At 58.3% G+C, this 24,249-nt stretch carries 22 protein-coding genes; 10 read left to right on the top strand and 12 right to left on the bottom strand.

Going from position 1 to position 24,249, the window contains the following annotated elements; all coding sequences use genetic code 11:
• Positions 1–10: 10 nt before the first annotated feature.
• From ACYP2Q_RS09160 to ACYP2Q_RS09130, 7 genes are all read left to right on the top strand, one after another.
• Positions 11–1,921, top strand: a complete 1,911-nt coding sequence (locus ACYP2Q_RS09160; protein WP_459730191.1) for a TniQ family protein — start codon at positions 11–13, stop codon at positions 1,919–1,921.
• 2 nt (positions 1,922–1,923) lie between these two features.
• Positions 1,924–2,280 (top strand): hypothetical protein, encoded by a 357-nt coding sequence (locus ACYP2Q_RS09155; protein ID WP_459730190.1) that lies wholly within the window; start codon positions 1,924–1,926, stop codon positions 2,278–2,280.
• Positions 2,281–2,295: 15 nt separating this feature from the next.
• On the top strand, positions 2,296–2,628 hold the full coding sequence (locus ACYP2Q_RS09150; protein WP_459730189.1) for a hypothetical protein: 333 nt from the start codon (positions 2,296–2,298) through the stop codon (positions 2,626–2,628).
• A gap of 96 nt (positions 2,629–2,724) precedes the next feature.
• Positions 2,725–3,132: a DUF6957 family protein gene (locus ACYP2Q_RS09145; protein WP_459730188.1), complete on the top strand. Its 408-nt coding sequence runs from the start codon at positions 2,725–2,727 to the stop codon at positions 3,130–3,132.
• Positions 3,133–3,309: 177 nt separating this feature from the next.
• Positions 3,310–4,044: a metallophosphoesterase gene (locus ACYP2Q_RS09140; RefSeq protein ID WP_459730187.1), complete on the top strand. Its 735-nt coding sequence runs from the start codon at positions 3,310–3,312 to the stop codon at positions 4,042–4,044.
• A gap of 282 nt (positions 4,045–4,326) precedes the next feature.
• Entirely contained in the window at positions 4,327–5,484 is a 1,158-nt protein-coding gene (locus ACYP2Q_RS09135; protein WP_459730186.1) for a hypothetical protein, read from the top strand.
• A 212-nt stretch (positions 5,485–5,696) separates the two neighbouring features.
• Positions 5,697–8,072, top strand: a complete 2,376-nt coding sequence (locus tag ACYP2Q_RS09130) for a TOTE conflict system archaeo-eukaryotic primase domain-containing protein (RefSeq protein ID WP_459730185.1) — start codon at positions 5,697–5,699, stop codon at positions 8,070–8,072.
• A gap of 61 nt (positions 8,073–8,133) precedes the next feature.
• On the opposite strand, the gene ACYP2Q_RS09125 is transcribed toward ACYP2Q_RS09130, so the two are convergent.
• The 7 genes from ACYP2Q_RS09125 to glyQ all read right to left on the bottom strand — a co-directional run bounded on the left by ACYP2Q_RS09125 (position 8,134) and on the right by glyQ (position 16,682).
• Positions 8,134–9,108, bottom strand: coding sequence for a plasmid partitioning protein RepB C-terminal domain-containing protein (locus ACYP2Q_RS09125; RefSeq protein ID WP_459730184.1), 975 nt, complete (start codon positions 9,106–9,108; stop codon positions 8,134–8,136).
• On the bottom strand, positions 9,108–10,016 hold the full coding sequence (locus ACYP2Q_RS09120; protein WP_459730183.1) for a plasmid partitioning protein RepB C-terminal domain-containing protein: 909 nt from the start codon (positions 10,014–10,016) through the stop codon (positions 9,108–9,110). The genes ACYP2Q_RS09125 and ACYP2Q_RS09120 overlap by 1 nt, the downstream gene beginning before the upstream one ends.
• Complete coding sequence (locus ACYP2Q_RS09115; protein WP_459730182.1) at positions 10,013–11,620, bottom strand: recombinase family protein; 1,608 nt, start codon at positions 11,618–11,620, stop codon at positions 10,013–10,015. Before ACYP2Q_RS09115 ends, ACYP2Q_RS09120 begins: the two co-directional genes overlap by 4 nt.
• Before the next feature lie 670 nt (positions 11,621–12,290).
• Positions 12,291–13,070 carry a lysophospholipid acyltransferase family protein gene (locus ACYP2Q_RS09110; RefSeq protein WP_459730181.1) on the bottom strand — a complete coding sequence of 260 codons (780 nt, stop codon included), beginning with the start codon at positions 13,068–13,070 and terminating at the stop codon, positions 12,291–12,293.
• A 67-nt stretch (positions 13,071–13,137) separates the two neighbouring features.
• Positions 13,138–13,671, bottom strand: coding sequence for a D-glycero-beta-D-manno-heptose 1,7-bisphosphate 7-phosphatase (gmhB, locus tag ACYP2Q_RS09105; RefSeq protein ID WP_323607369.1), 534 nt, complete (start codon positions 13,669–13,671; stop codon positions 13,138–13,140).
• 6 nt (positions 13,672–13,677) lie between these two features.
• Positions 13,678–15,732, bottom strand: coding sequence for a glycine--tRNA ligase subunit beta (gene glyS / locus ACYP2Q_RS09100; protein ID WP_459730180.1), 2,055 nt, complete (start codon positions 15,730–15,732; stop codon positions 13,678–13,680).
• A complete protein-coding gene (glyQ, locus tag ACYP2Q_RS09095) occupies positions 15,729–16,682 on the bottom strand; it encodes a glycine--tRNA ligase subunit alpha (RefSeq protein WP_003213601.1) in 954 nt (317 codons plus the stop codon). The genes glyS and glyQ overlap by 4 nt, the downstream gene beginning before the upstream one ends.
• A gap of 81 nt (positions 16,683–16,763) precedes the next feature.
• Between glyQ and tag the strand changes: the two genes are divergently transcribed.
• Both tag and ACYP2Q_RS09085 read left to right on the top strand, forming a co-directional pair.
• Positions 16,764–17,321 carry a DNA-3-methyladenine glycosylase I gene (tag, locus tag ACYP2Q_RS09090; protein WP_459730179.1) on the top strand — a complete coding sequence of 186 codons (558 nt, stop codon included), beginning with the start codon at positions 16,764–16,766 and terminating at the stop codon, positions 17,319–17,321.
• Positions 17,322–17,361: 40 nt separating this feature from the next.
• Complete coding sequence (locus tag ACYP2Q_RS09085; protein ID WP_046818624.1) at positions 17,362–18,249, top strand: lysophospholipid acyltransferase; 888 nt, start codon at positions 17,362–17,364, stop codon at positions 18,247–18,249.
• Positions 18,250–18,317: 68 nt separating this feature from the next.
• On the opposite strand, the gene ACYP2Q_RS09080 is transcribed toward ACYP2Q_RS09085, so the two are convergent.
• The 5 genes from ACYP2Q_RS09080 to def form a co-directional block, all read right to left on the bottom strand.
• On the bottom strand, positions 18,318–18,632 hold the full coding sequence (locus ACYP2Q_RS09080) for a tetratricopeptide repeat protein (protein WP_459730178.1): 315 nt from the start codon (positions 18,630–18,632) through the stop codon (positions 18,318–18,320).
• A gap of 105 nt (positions 18,633–18,737) precedes the next feature.
• Positions 18,738–20,111, bottom strand: a complete 1,374-nt coding sequence (gene trkA / locus ACYP2Q_RS09075; protein WP_046818627.1) for a Trk system potassium transporter TrkA — start codon at positions 20,109–20,111, stop codon at positions 18,738–18,740.
• 22 nt (positions 20,112–20,133) lie between these two features.
• Positions 20,134–21,444 carry a 16S rRNA (cytosine(967)-C(5))-methyltransferase RsmB gene (rsmB, locus tag ACYP2Q_RS09070; protein ID WP_459730177.1) on the bottom strand — a complete coding sequence of 437 codons (1,311 nt, stop codon included), beginning with the start codon at positions 21,442–21,444 and terminating at the stop codon, positions 20,134–20,136.
• Positions 21,441–22,400 carry a methionyl-tRNA formyltransferase gene (gene fmt, locus ACYP2Q_RS09065; RefSeq protein ID WP_459730176.1) on the bottom strand — a complete coding sequence of 320 codons (960 nt, stop codon included), beginning with the start codon at positions 22,398–22,400 and terminating at the stop codon, positions 21,441–21,443. Before fmt ends, rsmB begins: the two co-directional genes overlap by 4 nt.
• 68 nt (positions 22,401–22,468) lie before the next feature.
• Positions 22,469–22,975 (bottom strand): peptide deformylase, encoded by a 507-nt coding sequence (def, locus tag ACYP2Q_RS09060; protein ID WP_046818630.1) that lies wholly within the window; start codon positions 22,973–22,975, stop codon positions 22,469–22,471.
• A gap of 171 nt (positions 22,976–23,146) precedes the next feature.
• Here def and ACYP2Q_RS09055 point away from each other — a divergent pair, with 171 nt between their 5' ends.
• On the top strand, positions 23,147–24,172 hold the full coding sequence (locus ACYP2Q_RS09055) for a LysM peptidoglycan-binding domain-containing protein (protein ID WP_459730175.1): 1,026 nt from the start codon (positions 23,147–23,149) through the stop codon (positions 24,170–24,172).
• Positions 24,173–24,249: the final 77 nt, after the last annotated feature.

The raw sequence follows: 24,249 nt of genomic DNA, 5'->3' as shown, positions 1-24,249 counted from the left end.
GAGCAATAGCATGTTGGCATTTATTCCCGAGACCGACTTCGCTGACGAAAGTCTCAACGGTTACTTACTGCGGCTCGCCGAAGAGAATTTTCTTGGATCAACCACTGCCCTGTTGCGCCCAATAGGGATCAGGCTCAAGGCCCAGTATTCGCCCCGGGAACTGCAGGCGATTGCCGAGTATCACGGTCTGGAACTGCAGCAACTGCAACGGCTGGCCAGTTTTCCCACGATTAACGGGTCGCTGGTGACCGGCGCCTTTATGCGTAAGGCCGCGATCGCGGTCTGTCCCGAGTGCCTTGGGCAGGCAGACTACATCCGGCAGGCTTGGCACCATGAGTTGTTTACCGCCTGCCCAACACATCGAGTACTGCTGATGGAGCAATGCCCCGAGTGCGACGCGCCAGCAGAACTCAATCGCGGCGCGGTGTCTCGCTGTCGTTGCGGCTATGCGCTGAGCGAGGCTTGTGGACGCCCTGCCGACGCGGCGAATTTGTTCATCTCGTCGGTGTTGCTGGCGGAGCCCAGCCGTCCGTGCGTGCTGAGCGGTCTGAGCGATGAGCCGGGCGTGCCAGAGGATGTCGACAAGTTTCTCCTGTTCCTGGCGAACTTGACCCTGCCGACACCGCAGCGCAAAAACGCCGCGATCAGCTTTCACCGAGCGTTGGAGATTAATGAAGCATCCTTTGTGCTGGCAGAGGATCTACCGGAACGCTTTCGTGTCTATGTGCAGAACAAGGTACAGGCGGCTAACCAGCTGAAGTCCAGTCGCTTCGTCCACAACCTTGGCCCCTGGTACAAAGAACTGAATGCAACCTTCACGTCCGCCGCCTACAGCTCGGTTCGAGCCACGGTGTGCAGCGTGATGTTGGAACAGGCCGATGCTCCCATCAACCGCAAAATGAAGTACATCGCTGCCGAACTGTTGGGGCTGAAAAAAACCTTTACCGCCAGCGAGGCGGCGCGCTTGCTGGGCTCCTCCCCAGATCGAATCGTTTCCTTGGTGAAGACCGGTCAACTCTCGGGGGAAATCATGAGTGGCGCCGCCGTGGAATTCTGTGTGGTCGATCGGTCGGCGGTGGAAGCGCAGCAGCAGGCCGCCAAGGGCTTGGTCGCTGGCAAGGAACTGCTTAGCCTGCTCAACATCAGCCGCCGCGTGCGTGAACGCTTACTGGCGTCGGGTGTGCTGAACCGCGTGCCTGACAGCGATAAGCCGCTGTTCGCCAAAGGTGATTATCGCGTGGAGGACATCCAGTGCCTGATCGATACTTTGGCCGAAGGCTGTCGCCACGCCGCGTCTGCCTCTACCTTGGGGCTCGAGGACATCAGCGGCAAACGTTTTTCCAGCCAGCAAACCCATGAACTGTACCGGTTGATATTCAGCGGTCAGATCAAGCCCGTGGTGAGTGATGCCGGTATCCAGGGCTTAGCCGCGTTCGGGTTTGATCATGACGAACTGCTGGGTCACCTTCGGCTAGAGCCGACCCTGCCTGACCTGAGCATTACCGATCTGACCAAGATCACGCGCTGGAAACACGAAACCATTAAGGCGTGGATTGATAGGGGCTTGCTGCCTGCACGCATCGAGTTCGACGAGGGCAAGCACCGGGTGTTTGTTTCCGTGGCGAACCTGGTGACGTTTCTCTCGCGCTATGTGGTGGCGGCCGATGCCGCCGAGCGTTTGGGAAGCAAGTCGATTTGGTTGACCAAGTCGCTCAAAACCAAAGGCGTGTTGGCGCAAGGAGCGCACGCTACCCGCGAGGGCAGCCAGCGTGGCGTTCTGTTGTCCGCCGACGCCTTGATCAATGTCGCCTCCGGTCGGTCGTCCGACTGGGCCCGCCACCCATCACCGGCGTGGGCTGATCTGCAAATATCCGTGGTGGATGGACGGTGCGGGCCCGCGCTGTCCCACTTGGAGACCTAACCATGAGCGTCCCGGATACCTGGACTGAGCGGCGGTTGCAGGAAGCGCTACACAACCCGTTTGCGGCGCCGGTCACGGCCTACCTGACCAACGTGTTGATCAGCAGTTGTTGTGCGGTGGGGGTTATTTATCACGATGCGCGACCGGCTATGCGAAAGCGGTTTCGGGATGGCCAGCGCATTCGTACGTCTGACATCCACAGCGTCTCTCGGGAAGGGCGTTTTTGCGTCATCCGGACAGCCAGCCAAAGTCGCTATGTCGTCGTCACCTTTCATGCCGATGGCGGAAAAAGATCGTTTATCGATTTTTTGAAGATTCTGTCCAACGGTTTCTACGCCACTCCGGGCCGACTGCAATAACCGGGAGCTAGGCGGATGACAGCGTCGTTCGAGTTGGCGCAAGCCCTTGGTAACCGTGAGCTGTGGTTATCCATGACGGCCTTTCTGGTCAAGGTGCGGATCGAGTGTGATTGTGCCTGCGGGCGCGTGTATGCCGACGTGTTGGAACGGGTGGCCGACGGTACTGCGTTGTGTACCGCCGAGATCGATAGTCTGGTGATGCGCCAGGGCTATTGGACATTCAAGACTATTGAGGCTGAGTGGTATGTGATCGTCAGCTTCGATGGCCCAGCGGGGCGACGCTCGTTCTATGAGTTCGCCCGGTTGATGGCCGGTGGCCTTTTTCGCACCCCGACTGCGCTGCAATAACTGAGCACAGACCACTGCCTAGGCCGGTGCCCAGCGATGGTGCCCCGTAGCCAATATCAGGCCCAGGCGGCTGATCATTCAACGGAGGTAAGCGAGATGAGCGAATCGAATCCATTAGCGCAGATGGCCAACTTTCTTTATGGTGCCGGCACGCCGACGGCGGGCCTAGGCCTCAGCCCGGAGGAGGCGAGCCTTGAAGCGCAGCGCCGCTACCCGAACAAACCCTACTGTTTGGTCAGGCAGTGGATGTTGGTGGATCTGCTCGTGGTGGATCCGGCGCAGTGGGCTGCTGAGCATCCGGGCAAGGCGCCGCGCCTCGTGTTGGCGCATAACATTGTGTTCGACAGCGCTGGACGCTTTGCGCCGGGCTATTGGGTCAGAAGTACCTTTGAGGTCTCGTATACAACACAAGGCTTTTTCGAGACCGGTAATACTGTGTACGTACTTCTGGGCGAGGGCTGCAGCAAAGCCGAAACGCTGGAGGTGGTGTTCAGCCTGTATTAAGGCGCCGCCACGACAGTGCCGCGTTCTCTGGCGCTACCGCCATCGATTCACTTGGCCACCGGGTGCGAACAACTGGTCGATGCCACGTCCGGTGGTGGCAGGCGAATAGATTGGGCACGGCATCACCATGCCCCTTAGAGGATGAGACAGCGTGCCCACTCATCATGAGGTCGTACCATGCGTATCTACGTGCTCTCCGATTTGCATTTGGAGTTCACCCCCTTCGTGCCGCCCTGCGTGGACGCGGACGTGGTGATCTTGGCCGGTGATATCGATATCGGTACCCGAGGTTTAGTCTGGGCAGAGCGCACCTTCAACTGTCCCGTGCTGTATATCGTTGGTAATCATGAATACTACGGCGGACACCTCAGCCGCACGCTGGAAAAGTTGCGGGCGTTGCAAACCCCGCGCGTGCAAGTGCTCGAGCGCGATGAAGTGATCATCGATGGCGTGCGTTTTCTCGGCACGACGGCCTGGACGGACTACGCCGTGACGGGCAATGCCGCGCGCGCGCAACGACTGGCGCAGGCGCAGATGACGGATTTTCGCCGTATTCGCACCGCCGGTTACCGCCGGGTGCGCCCGGCCGATTTCATGGAACTGAACCATCAGGCGCTGACCTGGCTGCGAGAACGGTTGGCGGTGGCGTATGCCGGCCCCACGGTGGTGATCACGCACCATGCCCCGTCACTGCGTTCCCTGCAGAACAGTCCGTATGCCGGTACCGATCTCGACGCGGCGTATGCCAACGCGTGGGAACGGCTGATGGGGCCCACCATTAATCTGTGGGTGCACGGGCATGTGCATGAGGCCGAGGATTACGTCCTCGCGGGTACGCGGATGGTGTGCAACCCGCGCGGTTATCCCGGGGAAGCCACCGGCTTTGAGCCGGGGTTGCTCCTCACCGTCTGAGCCGGTCGGGGTGTGCCGGTGGCCATCAGGGGATTCGAACCGCCCTGCGCATAACCGGCAAAAGGTTAAACCCGGTTGGTGTGACCCAGCGGCGGGCATCCACTGGCGCCGATTGCACATTTTCGGAAGCCCTTACTGGCCGGCCCAGGCGATGTAACTCAGGTGCGCCCTTTTATGGCTCGCGGCTTTCCGTTGAAGGGTGAACCGGTGATATTGGCATGACGGTAAAACGGTGGAAATCAACGTGTGTTTTGCTAGCGGCTGAGCATTGAGGAGCCGATCATGGAGCAATATGATCGTGGTTTGCTGCTGGAGCAGGTCTGGACTGACCCCGTGTCAGTGGTCGCGCCCCAGTATGGGCTGTCTGACGTCGGACTCAAAAAGTTGTGTGCAAGACTGCAGATACCGACGCCCATGCGAGGGTATTGGGCAAAACGTAAAGCCGGTAAGCGCGTGCCGCCTCAACCCCCACTCCGGGATTACACCGGGCCTGCGCGCTACCTATGGCATCACGCTGTGGTGCCGGCCCCGCCATCCAAAGTGCCCGCCATCGAGTCGGTTGATCCCCGGCTGCAAACGGTCATCGAATATGAGCAACTGCCGACTCACCGGATACGCGTGGCAGAGCGGCTGACCAATCCCCATGTCTATGTCGTGCAGACGCGGGAGGCGTTGCGTCATCCCGTCTTGGATCAGCGTGGCATGCCCTTCCCCAGTCGTCGTCAGCGGGCACTGGATATGAAGGTTTCGGCTGCCATGCAGCCTCGGGCGCTTCGTATTGCTGACGCCTTGATCAAAGCCTTCGAGACCCGGGGGTATCCAGTGCTCATGGGTGATCGATGCAACGTCGAAATATTCGGGATACAGATTGGTCTGCGCTTTTTCGAGCCAACCAAGCGTTCTGAGGGCAGTCCACCGCCGCGTGCCTTGGCGCGAAATGAACGCATCCATTGGAGTTCGATATCGTCGCCGCAGTACGTTCCCACAGGCCAGCTTCATGTTCTGGGCGATGCAGGGTATGGCGGGAAAGTTATGGACTCCACCCATACGCCTGTTGAGCAGCAGCTCAACAAGCTGATCATCATGATGGTTCGGCGCGCCGTCGAGCTGTTGATCGGGCAGGAAGAGCGGGCCATTGCTGAAGTGGGGCGTCGGATACAACGCGATGAAGCCTTAGCCAAAAAGGCGGAGCAGGATGCCGAGCGAGAAAAACTACAGCGGCTTGAAGAGGACGCCCACTATTGGCGACGGGCCAATGCGCTTCGCGAGTATCTTGTCGAGTTAGAAAAAGTAACTTACGGTGCCGGAGCCCCGACGCAAGTGCAGTTTGCCTATTTACAGTGGGCTAAGGCCAAAGCGGATTGGCTTGATCCCCTTATCCATAAGTCGGACGGGCTGCTGGATCTGGAGATTACAATACCCAACCACTATGGCTGGTAGAGGGCGTTCTCCGTGGGGTGCCCGCGCATTTCACTCAGCACCGTCAGCCATTGTTTACGAGCGCCGCCACGTTTGGCTTAAAGGCCCACCACTCATAGCGTTGCTGGTCATGAACATCACTGTTTGGCCGCTGTAGACCATGGCGAAATTGGCTTCTCAGACCAACGTAGAAAATCGTGGAAGGACGAGACACGGGATTGAATAGAGACCCCATGACTGAATCTGATTCACTGGCACAGTTACAGGCAGAAAATGCCCGATTGATTGCTTTGCTGGAAGCCAATGCTATCGAGTGGCGTCTGCCAGTCGCCGTGTCCGTCGTGCCCATTTCAGTGATCGAGTTGCCCGCCCAGCATCTGGGAACCGAGGCCAAGCTCAAGCTGTTTCAGCGCTTGTTTCGAGGACGCACTGATGTGTACCCACAACGCTGGGAGAGCAAAGCCGGTAAGGCAGGATATTCACCGGCCTGTGCCAATGAATGGCGCCCAGGTGTTTGTCAGAAGCCGAAAATAAAGTGTGGTGACTGCAGCTTCCGCCAATTGGTACCGCTTAATGACCAGGTGCTTTATCGGCATTTGGCGGGCGAAATAGTCGCAGGCGTTTACCCCCTGCTAACCGATGACACCTGTTATTTCCTTGCCGTGGATTTTGACGAGGCCGACTGGCGTGAAGACTTGCTGGGCTTTGCCCAATCCTGTCACGAGCTGGGTGTACCCGTGGCTTTGGAAATCTCTCGCTCGGGCAATGGTGCTCATGCATGGATTTTTTTCGCCAAAGCGGTCACTGCCCAAGACGCTAGGCGGCTGGGCACGGCGATTATTAGCCATACCTGCGCTCGGACTCGACAACTAAAGCTGAGTTCGTATGACCGACTGTTCCCGAACCAGGACAGAATGCCGAAAGGCGGCTTCGGCAACCTGATCGCACTGCCCTTGCAAAAGAAAGCCCGCGAGCACGGATGCAGCGTCTTCGTGGACGATGAACTGAAACCGTATGCCGATCAGTGGGCATTCCTGGCCAGCATCCAGTCTATGGCTGTGGAGGATATCGATCCGGCCATCGTGTGTGCGACCGGTCATGCCCACCCTCTGGACGTAACGTTTGTCGCGGAGGAAGACCAGCCGGAGCCGTGGAAGACCCCCCGCGAACAACAGCTATCCTGCCCAATGCCGGCAACGTTGACCGTTACGTTGGCCAACCTGATCTACTTCGAAAAGACCGAGCTACCCCAGGCACTGGCTAATCGATTGATCAGGCTGGCCGCGTTTCAGAATCCAGAGTTTTATAAGGCGCAGGCGATGCGTCTGTCGGTCTGGAACAAGCCCCGTATCATCGGCTGTGCCGAGAACTTCCCCAAGCACATCGCGCTGCCTCGCGGTTGCCTGGATGCCGCGTTGGAGCTTCTGAACGATAACGGTATTGCCCCGATTGTTCAGGATGAGCGTTTTGCCGGAGAGCCGATCAACCTTAACTTCGCCGGTTCATTGCGGGAGGATCAGGAGACTGCTGTAGCGGCGATACTGCAACACGATGCAGGCATCCTGTGCGCCCCAACCGCATTTGGCAAAACCGTGGCAGCTGCCGCGCTGATTGCACGCCGGGGCGTTAACACGCTGGTGCTCGTCCATCGAACTGACCTGCTTCGACAATGGCAGGAGCGTTTGCAGATGTTTCTTGGCCTCGGCAAAGGTCTCGTCGGCACAATCGGCGGTGGTAAGGCCAAGCCGACTGGGGTCATCGATATAGCCGTGATGCAGTCGTTGTCACGGCAAGGAGAGGTGAGCGATCAGGTGAAAAATTATGGGCAGGTCATTGTTGATGAATGCCATCACCTGTCGGCATTTTCGTTTGAAGCGATCCTTAAAAGTGTTCGGGCAAAATACGTGCTTGGCCTGACAGCCACACCGGTACGCCGTGATGGACAGCACCCCATCATATTTATGCAGTGTGGGCCGATTCGACATACGGCAAGCAGGTCAACAAGTGCCCCGAGCGATTTGATGGTGGAAACTCGACTGTTGCCAGGCCAGATCCATGTGCCCGAGGGCGCGGGTATTCAGGAAGTATTCCGGCATCTGGCTGACAATATTGAGCGTACCCAGCGGGTCACGTTCGAAGTGGAAAAAGCCTTTAACGAAGGGCGTAAGGTGCTGGTGTTGACGGAACGAACTGATCACTTGAGCGCCATTGAAGCGGCACTCGTTGGTCGTGTGCAGAACCTGTTTACCTTGCACGGGCGAATGTCGAAAAAGCAGCGTTTGGCGCTAACGGATGAGTTGGCTGCTCTGTCTCCAGATGCCCCTCGGGTACTCTTGGCCACCGGTAAGCTGGTCGGGGAAGGCTTTGACCACCCTCCTTTGGATACCTTGGTGCTGGCGATGCCCATTTCTTGGAAGGGCACACTTCAGCAGTATGCTGGGCGTTTGCATCGGGAGCATGCGAGCAAAGCGGACGTGCGCATAATCGACTTCATCGATGCAGGGCATCCCGCGCTGATGCGAATGTGGGATAAGCGCCAAAGTGGGTACCGGGCGATGGGTTACCGACTTGAAGATACCTCCAGCTCAATGGAGCTGTTTCGAGCTTGAGCGATGAGTTCATGGCCTTCAAACGAGACTGCTCAAATCCTGAGCGTTCGGCTCAATCGATCTATTTTGTCGGTTCGGCAGCGGGATCCGGGAGAGCAGTTTCTAGTTCGTCACTTCCCCAAGGTAGTTCTGTCAGCTCGGCGATGGATTGGAATTCTTTCAGGTATTCAGGTTGGTGCTTGGCCAGCCACCGGACAACTGCAGCGTTGGCGAGAAGCTCGGTTAGATAGCCTTTGATGACCGTGAGATGAAGTACATCTGGCCCGTAGTCCTCCTCGACTGTTTTGATCTGCATTTGCAAGGCAGCAAGCTCACGCTCCAGACGAGCGATTGATTCCGCTGAAATTTGCTGATCTGGAAGGGACTTTCTTGGTACTGCCAGTTGGTCTGATGGCGTGGCAGCCAAAAGGGCTTTAGCAAGCAGGACTGAGAAATTTTTGTTTCCAATCATCAACTCCGCCGCTTCAATTTGTCTCAGTGGTTTCATCTGCCTTAGAAGATTGAATACGTTTGCTGGGCAGTCGGTGTCACCCAGAAGCATTATGGCTTCCGCACAAATGCCATTAAGCAGACGAAACTTCTGCTTGATTGTCTGTGGTGATAACCCAAGGGCTTTACCAAGTCGCTCCGCCGAGACCCCGCGCTCCATCGCGCGCACAATCATTTTGTTGCTTTGTACGGCAGAAAGTTTGTTCGTACGTTTGTTGTAGGAGTACGTGTCATCGTCAGTGGCCACGAGACAATCAACGTCTAACTCGCCCAAATCCTTTAGCGCCTCAATACGCAGATGGCCATCAAGTAAAAAATAATGCCCATTGCGGCCAGGAACTGGCGTAACAGCCGGAGGCTCGACCAATCCCACATCCTGGATCGAAGCGAGAATTTGTTGGTACTTGGTACTTTCTTTTACTGCTGGGCGGGAGATTTTAAGGGGTAGAATATTGGCCACTTTGACTCGAACGCACTCATCCAAAAAAGCATTGGTCGGAATGTGGTTCGGCTTGGGGTTAGTGGACTCGTGTGTTGGGTCAGGCATCACAACCCCCTTCCATTCCAAAGTCGGGCCTGTATCAGTTTCGGCAATGAGTTCAGATGCTCTGTATAAAGCAGCTTTTCGAAATCACTGACGGATAAGAGATCTTTGATAGCCTGAATGGCGAAAACTACCCGGTCATGGGTAAACGCTGCCTTTTTCACCATCAGGCGTTGTCGTTCGGCCTCCCGTTCGAACAGGCGTCTCAGGTCTGCGGGCGTTATTCTTTTCTTTTTATTCTGGCTACCTGCGCCTAGCGAGCTCCCCCGAACGAGCTTGTCCCTCTTGGCCCGCAGCTCGAGAAGGTGTCGTAGTTTCGTAATTTTCTTTCCTTTTATTCCGCGCTCGTAGGCGTCAGTAAGTACATTTTGAATGTCGCTTTCAGTACTGCGGGCTATGTCTGTGGCCATGCTCAGAGGAATCAGCCCAGTTTCAACCGCCGACAGGAGCTTTTCTTCTCCCCGTTCGAGAAGCCCAACAATCATGCTGACCCATGATGCCGTGGTGCCGATTATTTTTGCGATGTCCGCATCTGACTTGCCCCGCTCCTTCAAACGACCGACCTCGTTCATCAGATCTATCGGGCGGTGATGCCTTCGAGCTACGTTCTCCACCAAACTCATCACAAGACAGTCTTCTTCCACAGCATCAATCACAAATGCTGGAATCTCTTTGGCTTCCAGAGCGAGGAACGCTTCGAGGCGACCTTGCCCGCACACGAGGTCATAGTTGAGTGGCCCTTGGGGCGAGGCTTTTCGGCTTAGGGTGATAGGGCGCTTGAGGCCCACTGTTTTGATATTCTCGATCAGCTCGCGGTGAACCTTCTTGTTTCTCGTGCGAGGGTTCAGGATGTGGATTTGTGAGATGGGAATGAGTGCAACATGGTCACGTACAGTTGATGGGACGGTCATTGGCAAGCCTCTTTCAGGGAGCAACGCGCAGCAAGCCCATCCAGTACATCCAGCGTTGCGAAACGGTAACTGTCTATTAAGGGGCTGTTTTCTTCGGCCATTCTTTTTGGCCATGTCCCCATGTCTATACTGGGAACCAGGTAATAGTCCCGTACTTTAAGGTTTGCTTGTTCCATGCGCACAGCAATTGTGATGTCAGGGGCCAGGCTATTATCGAGTCTGAGTTTCCAGCGAAGCGTTCCAGCCGGTGTGGGTTGGCAACGGGCAATGACCACGGATGCAGTCCATTGATTGTTAACGGTCAGCAGGTCATTCTGATCGCTGAGATCGACTCTTGCCCCAACGAACTTCAAGTGGTTTAGAACATCTTCAAGAACCTGCGGATGCAGCTGTCTTAGAGACCGATTGATCTCCAAATATCGATAATCTCGATCTGGTGTATAACCGATAAGGGTGTAGGCACGTAAAAGGCCGCCGAAGCGATTTATATAGATAGTGCTGGAGGGCATGTTGTCCTGCTCGTCGATGAGCATCCCAGACAATGAGCCCGCCCGCTCTAATAGGGTACGAAGCAGCTCTAGCAGTTGTGCGTCATCCAGGCGGTGCGAGCGCTGTAAGATGATTTCGCGTACGCCGGCAAACACCTCCAGTGAAACAATGCCTTGGAATGCGCCATCACAGCGAACCCACTTGTCGGGTGGGTTGCGACTGATGCGTTTGCGTAGCTTGGAGGATGTTTTGTTGTAGACGTTGTTACCAATATATTTCTCGTTGGTCAGCACCTGGTGCACGCTGCCCCGGCTCCAAGGGCGATCAAAGTCGGTGACCAAACCTTCAGCGTTCAGCGCATGGGCAATCTCTCGTTCGCTCATCCCGTTGTGGATGAATTGGTGGTAGATGCGTTGAACCACTTCGATTTCCGCTTCGGGCCCGGGAATTAGGATGACCCTGTCGGTCTGGATGCTCTTTTGTTGGCCCCGTGAGAGTTCTGCCTTGAACTCGCTTTTCTCATCGATCAATGCCCGGCGTAACCCATAGCCTGCTGGCCCACCTTGGTGAAAACCCTTTTCAACGAGACGGCACTGACCAGCGAAGACTTTTTGGGACAATTCACGGCTGTACTCGCCAGCCATGGATCGTTTGATGCCTTTATATATAGTTGCTAGTGGTGAGCCGTCGTTTTCGAAGGGTTCTGCGCAGTACACCACCCTGATGCCGCTGCTGGTGCATAGGTATTCGTAGTGAGCACTCTCATCTGTGTTCTGAAAACGTCCCCAACGGCTGACGTCATAGACCAGAATGACCTGGAATTGAGTCCTTCCGGTTTGAACATCGTCAAGCAGTGTGCGCAATGCATCCCGACCGCCAATATCTAGGCCACTTTTCCCTTCATCACGATAGGTGGTAACGATTTCCATGCCATGGCTCATGGCGTATGCATGAATAGCCGCCGACTGGTTTTCGGTGGAGTAGCGTTGATGATCCGTGGACATGCGAACGTATTCCGCAGCCGGCACAGGACTGTCGGAGGAGTTTTCTGAAAATATCCGCGTGCTTGGAGAGGGCAAGCAGGCCTCCTTTGGGTCAGGAAAATCCTGGCCCATTCGATTCAGCCTAGGGACGATTTGTGACGTAACAGTGACGAGGCATGACCATCAGTCAGGTCGTGGGGAGGGCTCTCGATATTTTAAAGACGCTAAAAGGCGATGCTCATCAACTTATCGTAGGTGTCTATACGTACAGTTGTTTAAGGTTGATGTTCTTTACGACAGATATTGAGGGTTTAGCGCTGACGTACCTGCAATTACCAGCGTGCAGTTCTACTTGAATACGCAAAAATTTTAGTTTAAATTGATTTCATGTTTTGACAATCTGTCAATTTTATACCGGCTGTAATAGTTGGAGGATTAACATTGGCCGAAGTTAGGTTTTAGACGAATAACTTTTCCCGAAGTGGAAATTAACTTTGTCCAATCTTGTTGTATACCGCTGATATTCCAATGTGTCAAAGTCGGTCAACTTTGCTCACCTACACCCGGTTAACCCGCTAAACAAAAAAGGCCAACGTCATGCGTTGGCCTTTTTTGTGTCCGCAACAACAGTGGAACAGGCATAAAAAAACCGGCTATATCAGCCGGTTTTTTTGCGCCCGAAAAAAACTTATGCACGTTTTTCGGTTTTTTAAGCGCTTAAGAAATATCTATATAAATCATTAAGTTAGGAGCGGAATTCGCCGCTTTTCTCACAAACGGTACACAGCTTATCCACAGAAGCTCAGACAACCGCCTGATCGCTGGCAGCCGGCGCCTGCGGAGCTGGTGGCAGAGAGCCCATTTCCCGTTGCATCTGCTCGTTCCAGGCCTGGACCCGGTCGTTCAAATCGGCGATGGCGCGTGGTCCGCTACCTTCGGCATACATCGGGGCGCCGATGATCACGGTGATGACACCGTGCTTCTTCTTCCAACCGGTTTTCGGCCAGAACTTGCCAGCGTTGTGCGCAATCGGCAGCACCGGCAGCTCGGCATTCACCGCCAGCGCCGTACCGCCGCGGGAGAATTTGCCGATGGTGCCGTAGGGAACGCGTGTGCCTTCAGGGAAGATCAGTACCCAGACGTTATCCTTGAGCAATTCATCGCCTTTCTTGGCGACGTGCTTGAGCGCCGCTTTCGGGTTGTCCCGGTCGATGGCGATCGGGCGCAGCATGGCCATGGCCCAGCCGAAGAACGGCACGTAGAGCAGCTCGCGCTTGAGCACCTGGCTCAATGGCGAGAAATAGGCCGAGAGAAAAAAGGTCTCCCAGGTGCTCTGGTGGTTCGACTGAATCACGCAAGGCTGTGCCGGTACGTTCTCGGCACCCTTCACTTCGTAGCGAATGCCCAGGAACACCTTGCTCAGCCACAAGGCGCAACGGCACCAATAGACGTTGATGAAGCGATAGCGCGCCTTGAACGGCAAAAAGGGCGCGATAAAAAAACTCAGGCTGCACCACAGCAGGGAGCTGGTGCCCAGCAGCAGGTAAAAGAGGAAGGTTCTGATGGCCTGCAGTATCGACATGGCGACGTTTACCGTAACGGTTCAAGCGCACTCCCGAACATTCCTTGGTCAGGATTTCGAAAGAGCTCTAATTGTGGATAAGTTCTGCGGCAATCGCCGCCAGATCGTCGAAAATCAATGTGCCTACCGGAAGGGTCTTGCCCAAAGTCTTTTCGCCTTTCCCGGTCTTTACCAAAACTGGCTGAGAATCGACGGCTTTGGCGGCTTCCAGGTCACCGAGACTATCGCCGACGAACCATAGATTTGTCAGCGATACGTTGTAATGTGCGGCGATGCTTTTCAACATCCCGGGTTTTGGCTTGCGGCAATCGCAGCCTTCGTCCGGCCCGTGCGGGCAGTAGACGATAAGCCCGACTTCCCCACCCTGCTCGGCCACCAGCGAGCGCAAGCGCTCGTGCATGGCGTCCAGGGTGGCGAGGTCGTAATAGCCGCGAGCGATGCCCGACTGGTTGGTGGCGACTGCCACTGTCCAGCCGGCCTTGCTCAACTGCGCGATGGCTTCGATTGATCCGGGGAGTGGAATCCACTCCTCCACCGACTTGATGTAAGCGTCGGAGTCGTAATTGATCACCCCGTCCCGATCGAGAATCAGCAGTTTCAAACAGTCTTACCCCAGCAGCGAAATATCGGCGACGCCGAGGAACAGCCCACGCAGACGCGCCAGCAGTGCATAACGGTTGGCGCGGACATTGGCGTCTTCCGCGTTGACCATCACCGCTTCGAAGAACGCATCCACCGGCTCGCGCAAGGCGGCCAGGCGTGCCAGCGATTCACTGTATTGACGCGCCGCAGCCATAGGCTGGACAGCCTGGTCAGCCTGCTGGATCGCCGAGTACAGGGAGAACTCGTTGGCATTGTCGAAGTACTTCGCTTCCACCACGGTCGGCACCGAGCCTTCGACCTTGCTCAGCAAGTTCGATACGCGCTTGTTCACCGCCGCCAGGGCCGCGGCTTCCGGCAACTTGCGAAAGGCCTGTACCGCTTGCACGCGCTGGTCGAAGTCCAGGGCCGAGCCTGGGTTCAGGGCGCGCACCGACAGGTAGGTTGCCACGTCGACGCCTTCATCCTCATAACGCGCACGCAGGCGGTCGAAGATGAATTCCAGCACGGCGTCGTTGAGGCCGGCAGACTTGACCTTGGTACCGAACGCATTCACGGCGAAGGCCACGGCATCGTTCAGGTCCAGATCCAGTTGCTTCTCGATCAGGATACGCAGCACACCCAATGCGGCACGGCGCAGTGCGTACGGGTCTTTGCTACCGGTTGGCAGCATGCCGATACCGAAGATACCCACCAGGGTATCGAGCTTGTCGGCGATGGCCACGGCCGCACCGGTCAGGGTGGCTGGCAGTTCGGCACCGGCACCGCGCGGCATGTACTGCTCGTTCAGGGCCAGTGCGACGTCTTGCGGCTCGCCGTCATTGAGGGCGTAGTAGTAACCGGCGACACCTTGCATCTCCGGGAACTCGCCGACCATTTCGGTCGCCAGGTCGCACTTGGACAGCAAGCCTGCGCGGGCGGCCCACGAAGCGTTGCCGCCAATGCGCGCAGCGATGTAGGCAGCGAGCTTGGAAACGCGCTCGGCCTTGTCGTAGACGCTGCCGAGTTTTTCCTGGAACACCACGTTTTGCAGGCGCTGGTTGAAGTCTTCGAGCTTCTGCTTCTTGTCTTGCTTGAAGAAGAACTCGGCGTCGGTCAGGCGTGGACGAACCACTTTCTCGTTACCGGCGATGATCTGTTGCGGGTCTTTGCTTTCGATGTTGGCCACGGTAATGAAACGTGGCAGCAACTTGCCTTCGGCATCCAGCAGGCAGAAGTACTTCTGGTTGTCCTGCATGGTGGTGATCAGTGCTTCTTGCGGCACGTCGAGGAAACGCTCCTCGAACGAGCACACCAGCGGTACTGGCCACTCGACCAGCGCGGTCACTTCGTCGAGCAGGGCTGGCGGTACGATCGCCGTGCCTTCCTGGCGGGTGGCCAGCTCTTCGGTGCGCTTGCTGATGATGTCGCGACGCTCGTTGGCGTCGGCCAGCACGTAGGCGGCACGCAGGTCGGCCAGGTAGCTGGACGGCGAACCGATGCGCACGTTTTCCGGATGGTGGAAGCGGTGACCACGGGAATCGCGGCCAGACTTCTGGGCGAGGATGGTGCAGTCGATGACCTGGTCACCGAACAGCATCACCAGCCATTGGGTCGGACGCACGAACTCTTCCTTGCGCGCACCCCAACGCATGCGTTTCGGGATCGGCAGGTCGTTCAGCGAATCTTCGACGATGGTTGGCAGCAGGCTCGAGGTCGGCTTGCCGGCGATGCTCTGGCTGTAGCGCAGTTTCGGACCGCTCTGATCGATTTCGCTCAGGTCGACGCCGCATTTCTTGGCAAAGCCCAGTGCCGCTTGGGTCGGGTTGCCTTCGGCATCGAACGCGGCCTGACGTGGCGGACCATCGAGGTTGATGCTGCGATCCGGCTGCTGGGTGGCCAGCGACGTGATCAGCACCGCCAGACGGCGCGGTGCGGCATAAACGGTTTTGGTCTCGTAGTTCAGGCCGGCAGCTTGCAGGCCCTTGTCGATACCGGCAAGGAACGCCTCGGCCAGGGTGTTCAGGGCCTTGGGTGGCAGTTCTTCAGTGCCCAGTTCAACCAGAAAATCCAGAGCACTCATTGTGCAGCCTCCAGCTTGGCCAGTACTTCGTCACGCAGGTCCGGGGTCGCCATCGGGAAGCCCAGCTTGGCGCGAGCCAGCAGGTAGGCTTGCGCAACGGAACGCGCCAGGGTGCGTACACGCAGGATGTATTGCTGACGCGCGGTCACGGAAATCGCCCGGCGCGCATCCAGCAGGTTGAAGGTATGGGACGCCTTCAACACCATTTCGTAGCTCGGCAACGGCAGCGGCTGGTCGAGTTCGATCAGGCGCTTGGCTTCGCTTTCGTAGAAATCGAACAATTCGAACAGCTTCTCGACGTTGGCGTGTTCGAAGTTGTAGGTCGACTGCTCCACTTCGTTCTGGTGGAACACATCGCCGTAGGTCACTTTGCCGAACGGACCGTCAGCCCAGACCAGGTCGTAGACCGAGTCCACGCCTTGCAGGTACATGGCCAGACGCTCGAGGCCGTAAGTGATCTCGCCGGTCACCGGGTAGCACTCGATGCCGCCCGCTTGCTGGAAGTAGGTGAACTGGGTCACTTCCATGCCGTTGAGCCAGACTTCCCAGCCCAGACCCCAGGCGCCGAGGGTCGGCGATTCCCAGTTGTCTTCGACGAAGCGGATGTCGTGGACCAGCGGGTCCAGGCCGACGTGCTTGAGGGAGCCCAGGTACAGTTCCTGGAAGTTGTCCGGGTTCGGCTTGAGCACCACCTGGAACTGGTAGTAGTGCTGCAGACGGTTCGGATTTTCGCCGTAGCGGCCGTCAGTCGGGCGACGACTTGGCTGCACATAAGCGGCGTTCCAGGTTTCCGGGCCAATGGCGCGCAGGAATGTTGCAGTGTGGAAAGTGCCGGCGCCTACTTCCATATCGTAGGGCTGAAGTACCACACAACCTTGCTCGGCCCAGTATTGCTGGAGGGCGAGGATCAAGTCTTGGAAGGTACGCACGGCTGGCGTAGGCTGGCTCACGAAATTCACCTGTTTCTTGGGCTGCGATTTAAAGAGCGGGAGTATACCCGATTCATTGCTGCGCACGCCCCCTGGAGCCTTATGCCACGCTGCTTTTGGTGTTCCGAAGATCCGCTGTACATGGCTTATCACGATCAGGAGTGGGGCACGCCGCTACGCGATGCGCAGGGACTGTTCGAGTTGCTTTTGCTCGAAGGGTTCCAGGCCGGCCTTTCCTGGATCACTGTGCTGCGCAAACGCGAGCACTATCGCCAGGTGATGTACGGCTTCGACGTGCAGCGCGTGGCGCAGATGAGCGACACGGAAATCGATGAATTGATGCTCGACCCGGGCATCATCCGTAATCGCCTCAAGCTCAACGCGGCCCGGCGCAATGCCCAGGCCTGGATGGCGCTGGAGGACCCGGTGGCATTTCTCTGGTCCTTTGTCGGCGGTGTGCCGAAGATCAATCATTTCAAGGATCGCACCGAAGTGCCGGCCATTACCCCCGAGGCGCTGGAGATGAGCAAGGGCTTGAAAAAAGCCGGGTTCACCTTCGTCGGCCCGACCATTTGTTACGCCCTGATGCAGGCTTCGGGCATGGTCATGGACCACACACTCGATTGCGATCGCTACGCGCTGCTGGCGAACGGCGGTTAGAATAGCCGCCTCGCGCACAGCACAAGATCAGGAGTGACCTGTGGATAAGTTGAAAGGCGCCTTGCTGGTAGGCGCTCTGCGGCTGTTTGCCCTGCTCCCGTGGCGGGCCGTTCAGGCCGTGGGCTCGGCGATAGGCTGGGTCATGTGGAAAACCCCGAACCGTTCCCGCGATGTGGTACGGATCAATCTGTCCAAGTGTTTTCCCGACATGGACCCCGCCGAGCGTGAGCGCCTGGTGGGCCAGAGCCTCAAAGACATCGGCAAGTCCCTGACCGAAAGCGCCTGTGCCTGGATCTGGCCGGCCCAGCGTTCCATTGACCTGGTCCGCGAAGTGGAAGGCCTCGACGTATTGAAAGACGCGCTCGCTTCCGGCAAGGGCGTAGTGGGCATCACCAGTCACCTGGGCAACTGGGAAGTGCTCAACCACTTCTATTGCAGCCAGTGCAAACCGATCATTTTCTATCGCCCGCCGAAATTGAAAGCGGTGGATGAATTGCTGCAAAAGCAAAGGGTGCAGCTGGGCAACAAGGTCGCCGCTTCCACCAAGGAAGGCATCCTCAGCGTGATCAAGGAAGTGCGCAAAGGGGGTGCAGTGGGTATTCCCGCCGACCCCGAACCGGCCGAATCCGCCGGGATCTTCGTGCCGTTTTTCGCCACCCAGGCGCTGACCAGCAAGTTCGTGCCGAACATGCTCGCTGGCGGCAAGGCGGTCGGCGTGTTCCTCCACGCCCTGCGACTGCCGGACGGTTCAGGCTACAAGGTGATCCTGGAAGCCGCGCCCGAAGCGATGTACAGCACCGATACCGCCACCTCCTGCGCAGCCATGAGCCAGGTCGTCGAGCGTTACGTGCGGGCGTATCCGAGCCAGTACATGTGGAGCATGAAGCGCTTCAAGAAGCGTCCACCGGGTGAAGAACGCTGGTATTGAGTCGATTGGCATGATCTGTGGATAACTGTGAACTGTATGCCGAAGGCATTGGCTTGCGTTATCTCTGATCAGTGCGCCTGACGGTCGAGCTTCTTCAGGAACACCGTCATTTCCTTTTCGGCCTGCTTGTCGCCATGGGCGATGGCGGCCTCGATGCCTTGTTCCCAAGCCTGCCGCGCGGCTGCAAAATCGGTCAGGGCCAGATGGGCCTTGCCCAATAGCTTCCAGGCCGCCGAATATTTCGGATCGAATTCGACGCAGCGCTGGAAATGCTCCACCGCCTTGGCGTTTTCGCCCAGATCCAGATAACCCTTGCCCAGGCCGAAGCGCAGCAGGGAGTTATCCACACCCTTGGCGAGCATTTTTTCCAGGGATTCGATCATGGTGGATTCCTTGTCTTAGGGGTGTCAGGCGTTCATCCGGATTAGTGAGGCCGCCTTCGCGAGCAAGCCCGCGAAGAGGCCAGCCTGATCACCGAAAAATTCTGATCAGAAGAAGCTCAAACCCACATGGAACAGCTTTTCCACATCGCGAATATGCTTTTTATCCACAAGGAACAGGATCACATGGTCGCCCGCTGCGATCACGGTGTCATCGTGCGCGATAATGACCTCTTCATCGCGGATAATGGCGCCAATCGTGGTGCCAGGGGGCAAGCCGATGTTCTCGATCGCCTTGCCGATCACCTTGCTCGATTTCGCATCGCCATGGGCGATGGCCTCGATGGCTTCCGCCGCGCCGCGCCGCAGTGAGTGCACGCTGACGATATCACCGCGCCGCACGTGCGCCAGCAAGGTGCCGATGGTCGCCAGTTGTGGGCTGATGGCGATGTCGATGTCGCCGCCCTGGATCAGGTCGACATAGGCCGGGTTGTTAATGATGGTCATCACCTTCTTCGCCCCCAGGCGCTTGGCCAGCAGCGAGGACATGATGTTGGCCTCGTCATCGTTGGTCAGGGCCAGGAAGATGTCCGCGTCGGCGATGTTCTCTTCCAGTAACAGGTCACGGTCCGAAGCGCTGCCCTGCAACACCACGGTACTGTCGAGGGTGTCTGAGAGATGGCGGCAGCGTGCCGGGTTCATCTCGATGATCTTCACCTGGTAACGGCTTTCGATGGCCTCGGCCAGACGCTCGCCGATCTGTCCGCCACCGGCGATGACGATGCGCTTGTAGGTCTCGTCGAGACGGCGCATTTCACTCATGACCGCACGAATGTTCGCCCGTGCGGCAATGAAAAACACCTCGTCGTCCGCTTCGATCACCGTATCGCCCTGGGGCAGGATCGGCCGGTCGCGACGGAAAATCGCCGCCACGCGGGTTTCGACGTTCGGCATGTGTTCGCGCAGCTGACGCAGTTGCTGACCCACCAGTGGCCCGCCGTAGTAGGCCCGCACCGCGACCAACTGTGCCTTGCCCTCGGCGAAGTCGATCACCTGCAAGGCGCCCGGATGCTGGATCAGGCGCTTGATGTAGTTAGTGACCACTTGCTCGGGGCTGATCAGCACGTCCACCGGGATCGCTTCGTTGTCGAACAGTTCGGTGCGGGTCAGGTACGCCGCTTCACGGACGCGGGCGATCTTGGTCGGTGTGTGGAACAGGGTGTGGGCAACCTGGCAGGCCACCATGTTGGTTTCATCGCTGCTGGTCACGGCGACCAGCATGTCGGCGTCGTCGGCACCGGCCTGGCGCAGGATGCTCGGCAGCGAACCGCGACCTTGCACCGTGCGGATGTCCAGCCGGTCACCGAGGTCACGCAGGCGTTCGCCGTCGGTGTCGACCACGGTGATGTCATTCGCTTCGCTTGCCAGGTGCTCCGCCAGCGAACCGCCGACCTGCCCCGCTCCGAGGATGATGATTTTCATCCAGTCACTCCGTTGAATCCGTTTAACCGCGTGCGGCGGCGATCTTGATCAGCTTGGCGTAGTAGAACCCGTCGTGGCCGCCTTCCTGGGCCAGCAATTGCCGCCCATGGGGCTGCTTGATCCCGGCCGTCGTGGCCAGGTCCAGTTCGCGGGCGCCCGGTGTGCGCGCGAGGAAGGCCTCGATCACTTCGGTGTTTTCGGTCGGCAGCGTGGAACAGGTGGCGTACAGCAGGATGCCGCCCACTTCCAGGGTGTGCCACAGGGCGTCGAGCAACTCGCCTTGCAGCACCGCCAGCGCGGCAATGTCATCGGGCTGGCGCGTCAGCTTGATGTCCGGGTGACGGCGAATTACGCCGGTGGCCGAGCACGGTGCATCGAGGAGGATGCGCTGGAAAGGCTTGCCGTCCCACCAGGTGGCGGTGTCTCGGCCGTCGGCGGCGATCAGTTCGGCGCTCAGTTTCAGACGTTCAAGGTTCTCGCGGACCCGCACCAGGCGCTTGGCTTCGAGGTCTACCGCGACGACGCCGGCCAGTTTCGGTTCGGCTTCGAGGATGTGGCAGGTCTTGCCGCCTGGGGCACAGCACGCGTCGAGCACGCGCTGGCCCGGCGCCAGGTCGAGCAAATCGGCGGCCAATTGGGCCGCTTCGTCTTGCACGCTGATCCAGCCTTCTGCGAAGCCTGGCAGGCTGCGCACGTCGGCGGCTGCCTCGAGGATAATGCCGTCGCGGCTGTAGACGCAGGCGCTGGCGGCGATTCCAGCTCCTGTGAGCAGCCCAAGGTAGGCATCACGGCTGTGATGGCGGCGGTTGACCCGCAGGATCATCGGCGGGTGTGCGTTGTTCGCCGTGCAGATGGATTCCCACTGCTCGGGCCAGAAGGCTTTGAGCGATTTTTGCAGCCAGCGCGGGTGAGCCGTACGCACCACCGGGTCGTGTTCCAGCTCGCTCAGCAGGCTTTCGCTTTCCCGCTGCGCACGGCGCAGCACGGCATTGAGCAAGGCCTTGGCCCAAGGCTTTTTCAGCTTGTCGGCGCAACCCACGGTTTCGCCAATCGCAGCGTGTGGCGGGACGCGGGTATAGAGCAGTTGGTACAGACCGACCAGCAACAGCGCCTCGACATCGGCGTCGGCCGCCTTGAACGGTTTCTGCAGCAGCTTGGCCGCCAACGCCGACAAGCGCGGCTGCCAGCGAGCGGTGCCGAACGCCAGGTCCTGGGTGAAGCCGCGATCACGGTCCTCGACCTTGTCCAGTTGCGTCGGCAGAGAACTGTTGAGCGAGGCTTTTCCGTTCAGGACAGCGGCGAGTGCCTTGGCGGCGGCCAGACGCGGGTTCATTGAGCGTCCACCACTTGACCGAGCACGGTACCGAGGGCGAATTTCTCACGGCGGCTGTTGAACAGGTCGCTGAAGTTCAGCGCCTTGCCACCGGGCAATTGCAGGCGGGTCAGGCACAGTGCCTCCTCACCGCAGGCGACGATCAGCCCATCCTTGCTGGCGCCGAGAATTTCACCCGGTGCGCCCTGCCCTTCGGCAAGGGTCGCCGCCAGCACCTTCAACGCTTCGCCGTTGAGTGTGCTGTGGGTGATCGGCCAGGGGTTGAAAGCGCGAACCAGGCGCTCCAGCTCGACCGCCGGACGCGTCCAGTCGATGCGCGCCTCGTCCTTGTTCAATTTATGAGCGTAGGTGGCGAGGCTGTCGTCCTGCACTTCACCTTCCAGGGTGCCGGCGGCGAGGCCGGCAATTGCCTGGACCACGGCAGGCGGACCCATTTCGGCCAGACGGTCGTGCAGGCTGCCACCGGTGTCCTGGGCGCTGATCGGTGTGATGACCTTGAGCAGCATCGGCCCGGTGTCGAGGCCGGCTTCCATGCGCATCACCGTCACGCCGCTTTCGCTGTCACCGGCTTCGACGGCGCGCTGGATCGGCGCCGCACCGCGCCAGCGCGGCAGCAAGGATGCGTGGCTGTTGATGCAACCCAGGCGCGGAATATCCAGCACCACCTGCGGCAGGATCAGGCCGTAGGCAACCACCACCATCAGGTCCGGCTTCAGCGCGGCCAATTCAGCCTGGGCGTCTGCGTTGCGCAAGGTCGGCGGTTGCAACACCGCAATATTGTTCTCCAGGGCCAGTTGCTTGACCGGGCTCGGCATCAGCTTTTGCCCGCGGCCCGCCGGACGATCCGGTTGGGTGTAGACCGCAACGATCTCGTAAGGACTGTCGAGCAGGGCCTTGAGGTGTTCGGCGGCGAATTCCGGGGTGCCGGCAAAGACAATGCGCAGTGGCTCAGTCATGAAAGCTCTCGATTACAAAGCATCTTGAAAAGAAAAAGGCTTGCCGCGGCAAGCCTTTGAAGAGGGCATCAAGCGTTCTGGCGGTGAAGCTTTTCCAGTTTCTTCTTGATGCGGTCGCGTTTGAGCGTGGACAGGTAGTCGACGAACAATTTGCCGTTCAGGTGGTCGCATTCGTGCTGGATGCAAACGGCGAGCAGGCCTTCGGCGATCAGTTCGTAAGGCTGGCCGTCGCGGTCCAGGGCCTTGACCTTGACCTTTTGCGGGCGATCGACGTTTTCGTAGAAGCCCGGTACCGAGAGGCAGCCTTCCTGGTATTGCTCCATCTCGTCGGTCAGGGACTCGAACTCGGGGTTGATGAACACCCGTGGTTCGCTGCGGTCTTCGGAGAGGTCCATCACGACGATACGTTTGTGCACGTTGACCTGGGTCGCGGCGAGGCCGATGCCTGGCGCTTCATACATTGTTTCAAACATATCATCGACCAGCTGACGCACTTCGTCGTCCACTACGGTCACTGTCTTGGCGATCGTACGCAGGCGCGGGTCAGGGAATTCGAGGATGTTTAAAATGGCCATAAGCTTTGATTACTGCACGTGTGAAGTAAGGTCGGATCGATGGCCTGGCCGCTCCGAAGATGCAGGCTACCGGTGTAAAACGTAGCTCCCTTCTTTTCATCAGCAAGCCGGGAGCGAGCCACCGAGGGCTCTGCGTTTCACGCGAATGCACATAATAAAGGGATTCATCGCATGAGGAAATCACTACTCGCCCTGCTGCTCCTGGCCTCGGCCGGTTTTGCGCACGGGCAAGTGCAACTCAGGGAGGGTTTTGCACAGCAGTACACCGTGGCAACGGGCGACACACTCTGGGACATATCGGGAAAATATCTCCGTGAACCGTGGCAGTGGCCGCAACTCTGGCAGGCCAATCCACAGATTGAAAATCCAAATCTCATCTACCCCGGTGACACGCTATCGCTCGTCTACGTCAACGGTCAGCCGCGACTGACCCTCAATCGCGGCGCCTCGCGGGGCACCATCAAGCTTTCACCTCGGGTGCGCAGCCGCCCGGTGGCCGATGCCATCCCGAGCATCCCGCTGAAATCGATCAACAGCTTTTTGCTGAGCAACCGCATCGTCGACAAGGCCGAGGAATTCGACCAGGCGCCCTATATCGTTGCCGGTGATGCCGAGCGCGTACTCAGCGGCACCGGCGACCGTATCTTCGCCCGCGGCCACTTCGACCCGGCTCAATCGGTATACGGCATCTTCCGCCAGGGCAAGGTCTACACCGATCCGCAGACCCAGGAGTTCCTCGGTATCAACGCCGATGACATTGGCGGTGGCGAGATCGTCGCTACCGAAGGCGATGTCGCGACGCTGGCGCTGCAACGCACGACCCAGGAGGTGCGTCTCGGCGACCGCCTGTTCAGCGGCGAAGAACGCTCGATCAATTCGACCTTCATGCCCAGCGCTCCCGAGACCCAGGTCAATGGCCTGATCATCGATGTGCCACGTGGGGTCACGCAGATCGGTGCGCTGGACGTGGTCACCCTGAACAAGGGGCAACGCGACGGCCTGGCCGAAGGGAATGTGTTGGCGGTGATGAAAACCGGCGAAACCGTGCGCGACCGGATCACCGGCCAGCCACTGAAAATTCCGGATGAGCGCGCCGGCCTGCTGATGGTTTTCCGCACCTACGACAAGCTCAGTTATGGGCTGGTGCTCAATGCGTCACGTTCCTTGGCAGTGCTGGACAAGGTGCAAAATCCTTAGCTCGCTTCACAAGTTACCAACAGAGTTATCCACAGCTTATTCCCGTTTCGACGGGGGCTCATAACGATCAAGGATGA

Source organism: Pseudomonas sp. MHK4 (genome assembly GCF_054600775.1).
This window is presented reverse-complemented; position numbering and strand designations above follow the sequence as displayed.

What these genes read in the sequence shown, in the direction of transcription:
- ACYP2Q_RS09145 (WP_459730188.1), top strand. Translation starts at nt 2,725, where the DNA reads ATGAGCGAATCGAATCCATTAGCGCAGATGGCCAACTTTCTTTATGGT.
- trkA (WP_046818627.1), bottom strand. Translation starts at nt 20,111, where the DNA reads ATGAAAATCATCATCCTCGGAGCGGGGCAGGTCGGCGGTTCGCTGGCG.
- ACYP2Q_RS09135 (WP_459730186.1), top strand. Translation starts at nt 4,327, where the DNA reads ATGGAGCAATATGATCGTGGTTTGCTGCTGGAGCAGGTCTGGACTGAC.
- ACYP2Q_RS09140 (WP_459730187.1), top strand. Translation starts at nt 3,310, where the DNA reads ATGCGTATCTACGTGCTCTCCGATTTGCATTTGGAGTTCACCCCCTTC.
- ACYP2Q_RS09080 (WP_459730178.1), bottom strand. Translation starts at nt 18,632, where the DNA reads ATGATCGAATCCCTGGAAAAAATGCTCGCCAAGGGTGTGGATAACTCC.
- tag (WP_459730179.1), top strand. Translation starts at nt 16,764, where the DNA reads ATGCCACGCTGCTTTTGGTGTTCCGAAGATCCGCTGTACATGGCTTAT.
- glyS (WP_459730180.1), bottom strand. Translation starts at nt 15,732, where the DNA reads ATGAGTGCTCTGGATTTTCTGGTTGAACTGGGCACTGAAGAACTGCCA.
- rsmB (WP_459730177.1), bottom strand. Translation starts at nt 21,444, where the DNA reads ATGAACCCGCGTCTGGCCGCCGCCAAGGCACTCGCCGCTGTCCTGAAC.
- ACYP2Q_RS09130 (WP_459730185.1), top strand. Translation starts at nt 5,697, where the DNA reads ATGACTGAATCTGATTCACTGGCACAGTTACAGGCAGAAAATGCCCGA.
- ACYP2Q_RS09150 (WP_459730189.1), top strand. Translation starts at nt 2,296, where the DNA reads ATGACAGCGTCGTTCGAGTTGGCGCAAGCCCTTGGTAACCGTGAGCTG.
- ACYP2Q_RS09055 (WP_459730175.1), top strand. Translation starts at nt 23,147, where the DNA reads ATGAGGAAATCACTACTCGCCCTGCTGCTCCTGGCCTCGGCCGGTTTT.
- def (WP_046818630.1), bottom strand. Translation starts at nt 22,975, where the DNA reads ATGGCCATTTTAAACATCCTCGAATTCCCTGACCCGCGCCTGCGTACG.
- ACYP2Q_RS09160 (WP_459730191.1), top strand. Translation starts at nt 11, where the DNA reads ATGTTGGCATTTATTCCCGAGACCGACTTCGCTGACGAAAGTCTCAAC.
- ACYP2Q_RS09125 (WP_459730184.1), bottom strand. Translation starts at nt 9,108, where the DNA reads ATGCCTGACCCAACACACGAGTCCACTAACCCCAAGCCGAACCACATT.
- ACYP2Q_RS09120 (WP_459730183.1), bottom strand. Translation starts at nt 10,016, where the DNA reads ATGACCGTCCCATCAACTGTACGTGACCATGTTGCACTCATTCCCATC.
- fmt (WP_459730176.1), bottom strand. Translation starts at nt 22,400, where the DNA reads ATGACTGAGCCACTGCGCATTGTCTTTGCCGGCACCCCGGAATTCGCC.
- ACYP2Q_RS09155 (WP_459730190.1), top strand. Translation starts at nt 1,924, where the DNA reads ATGAGCGTCCCGGATACCTGGACTGAGCGGCGGTTGCAGGAAGCGCTA.
- ACYP2Q_RS09115 (WP_459730182.1), bottom strand. Translation starts at nt 11,620, where the DNA reads ATGGGCCAGGATTTTCCTGACCCAAAGGAGGCCTGCTTGCCCTCTCCA.
- ACYP2Q_RS09110 (WP_459730181.1), bottom strand. Translation starts at nt 13,070, where the DNA reads ATGTCGATACTGCAGGCCATCAGAACCTTCCTCTTTTACCTGCTGCTG.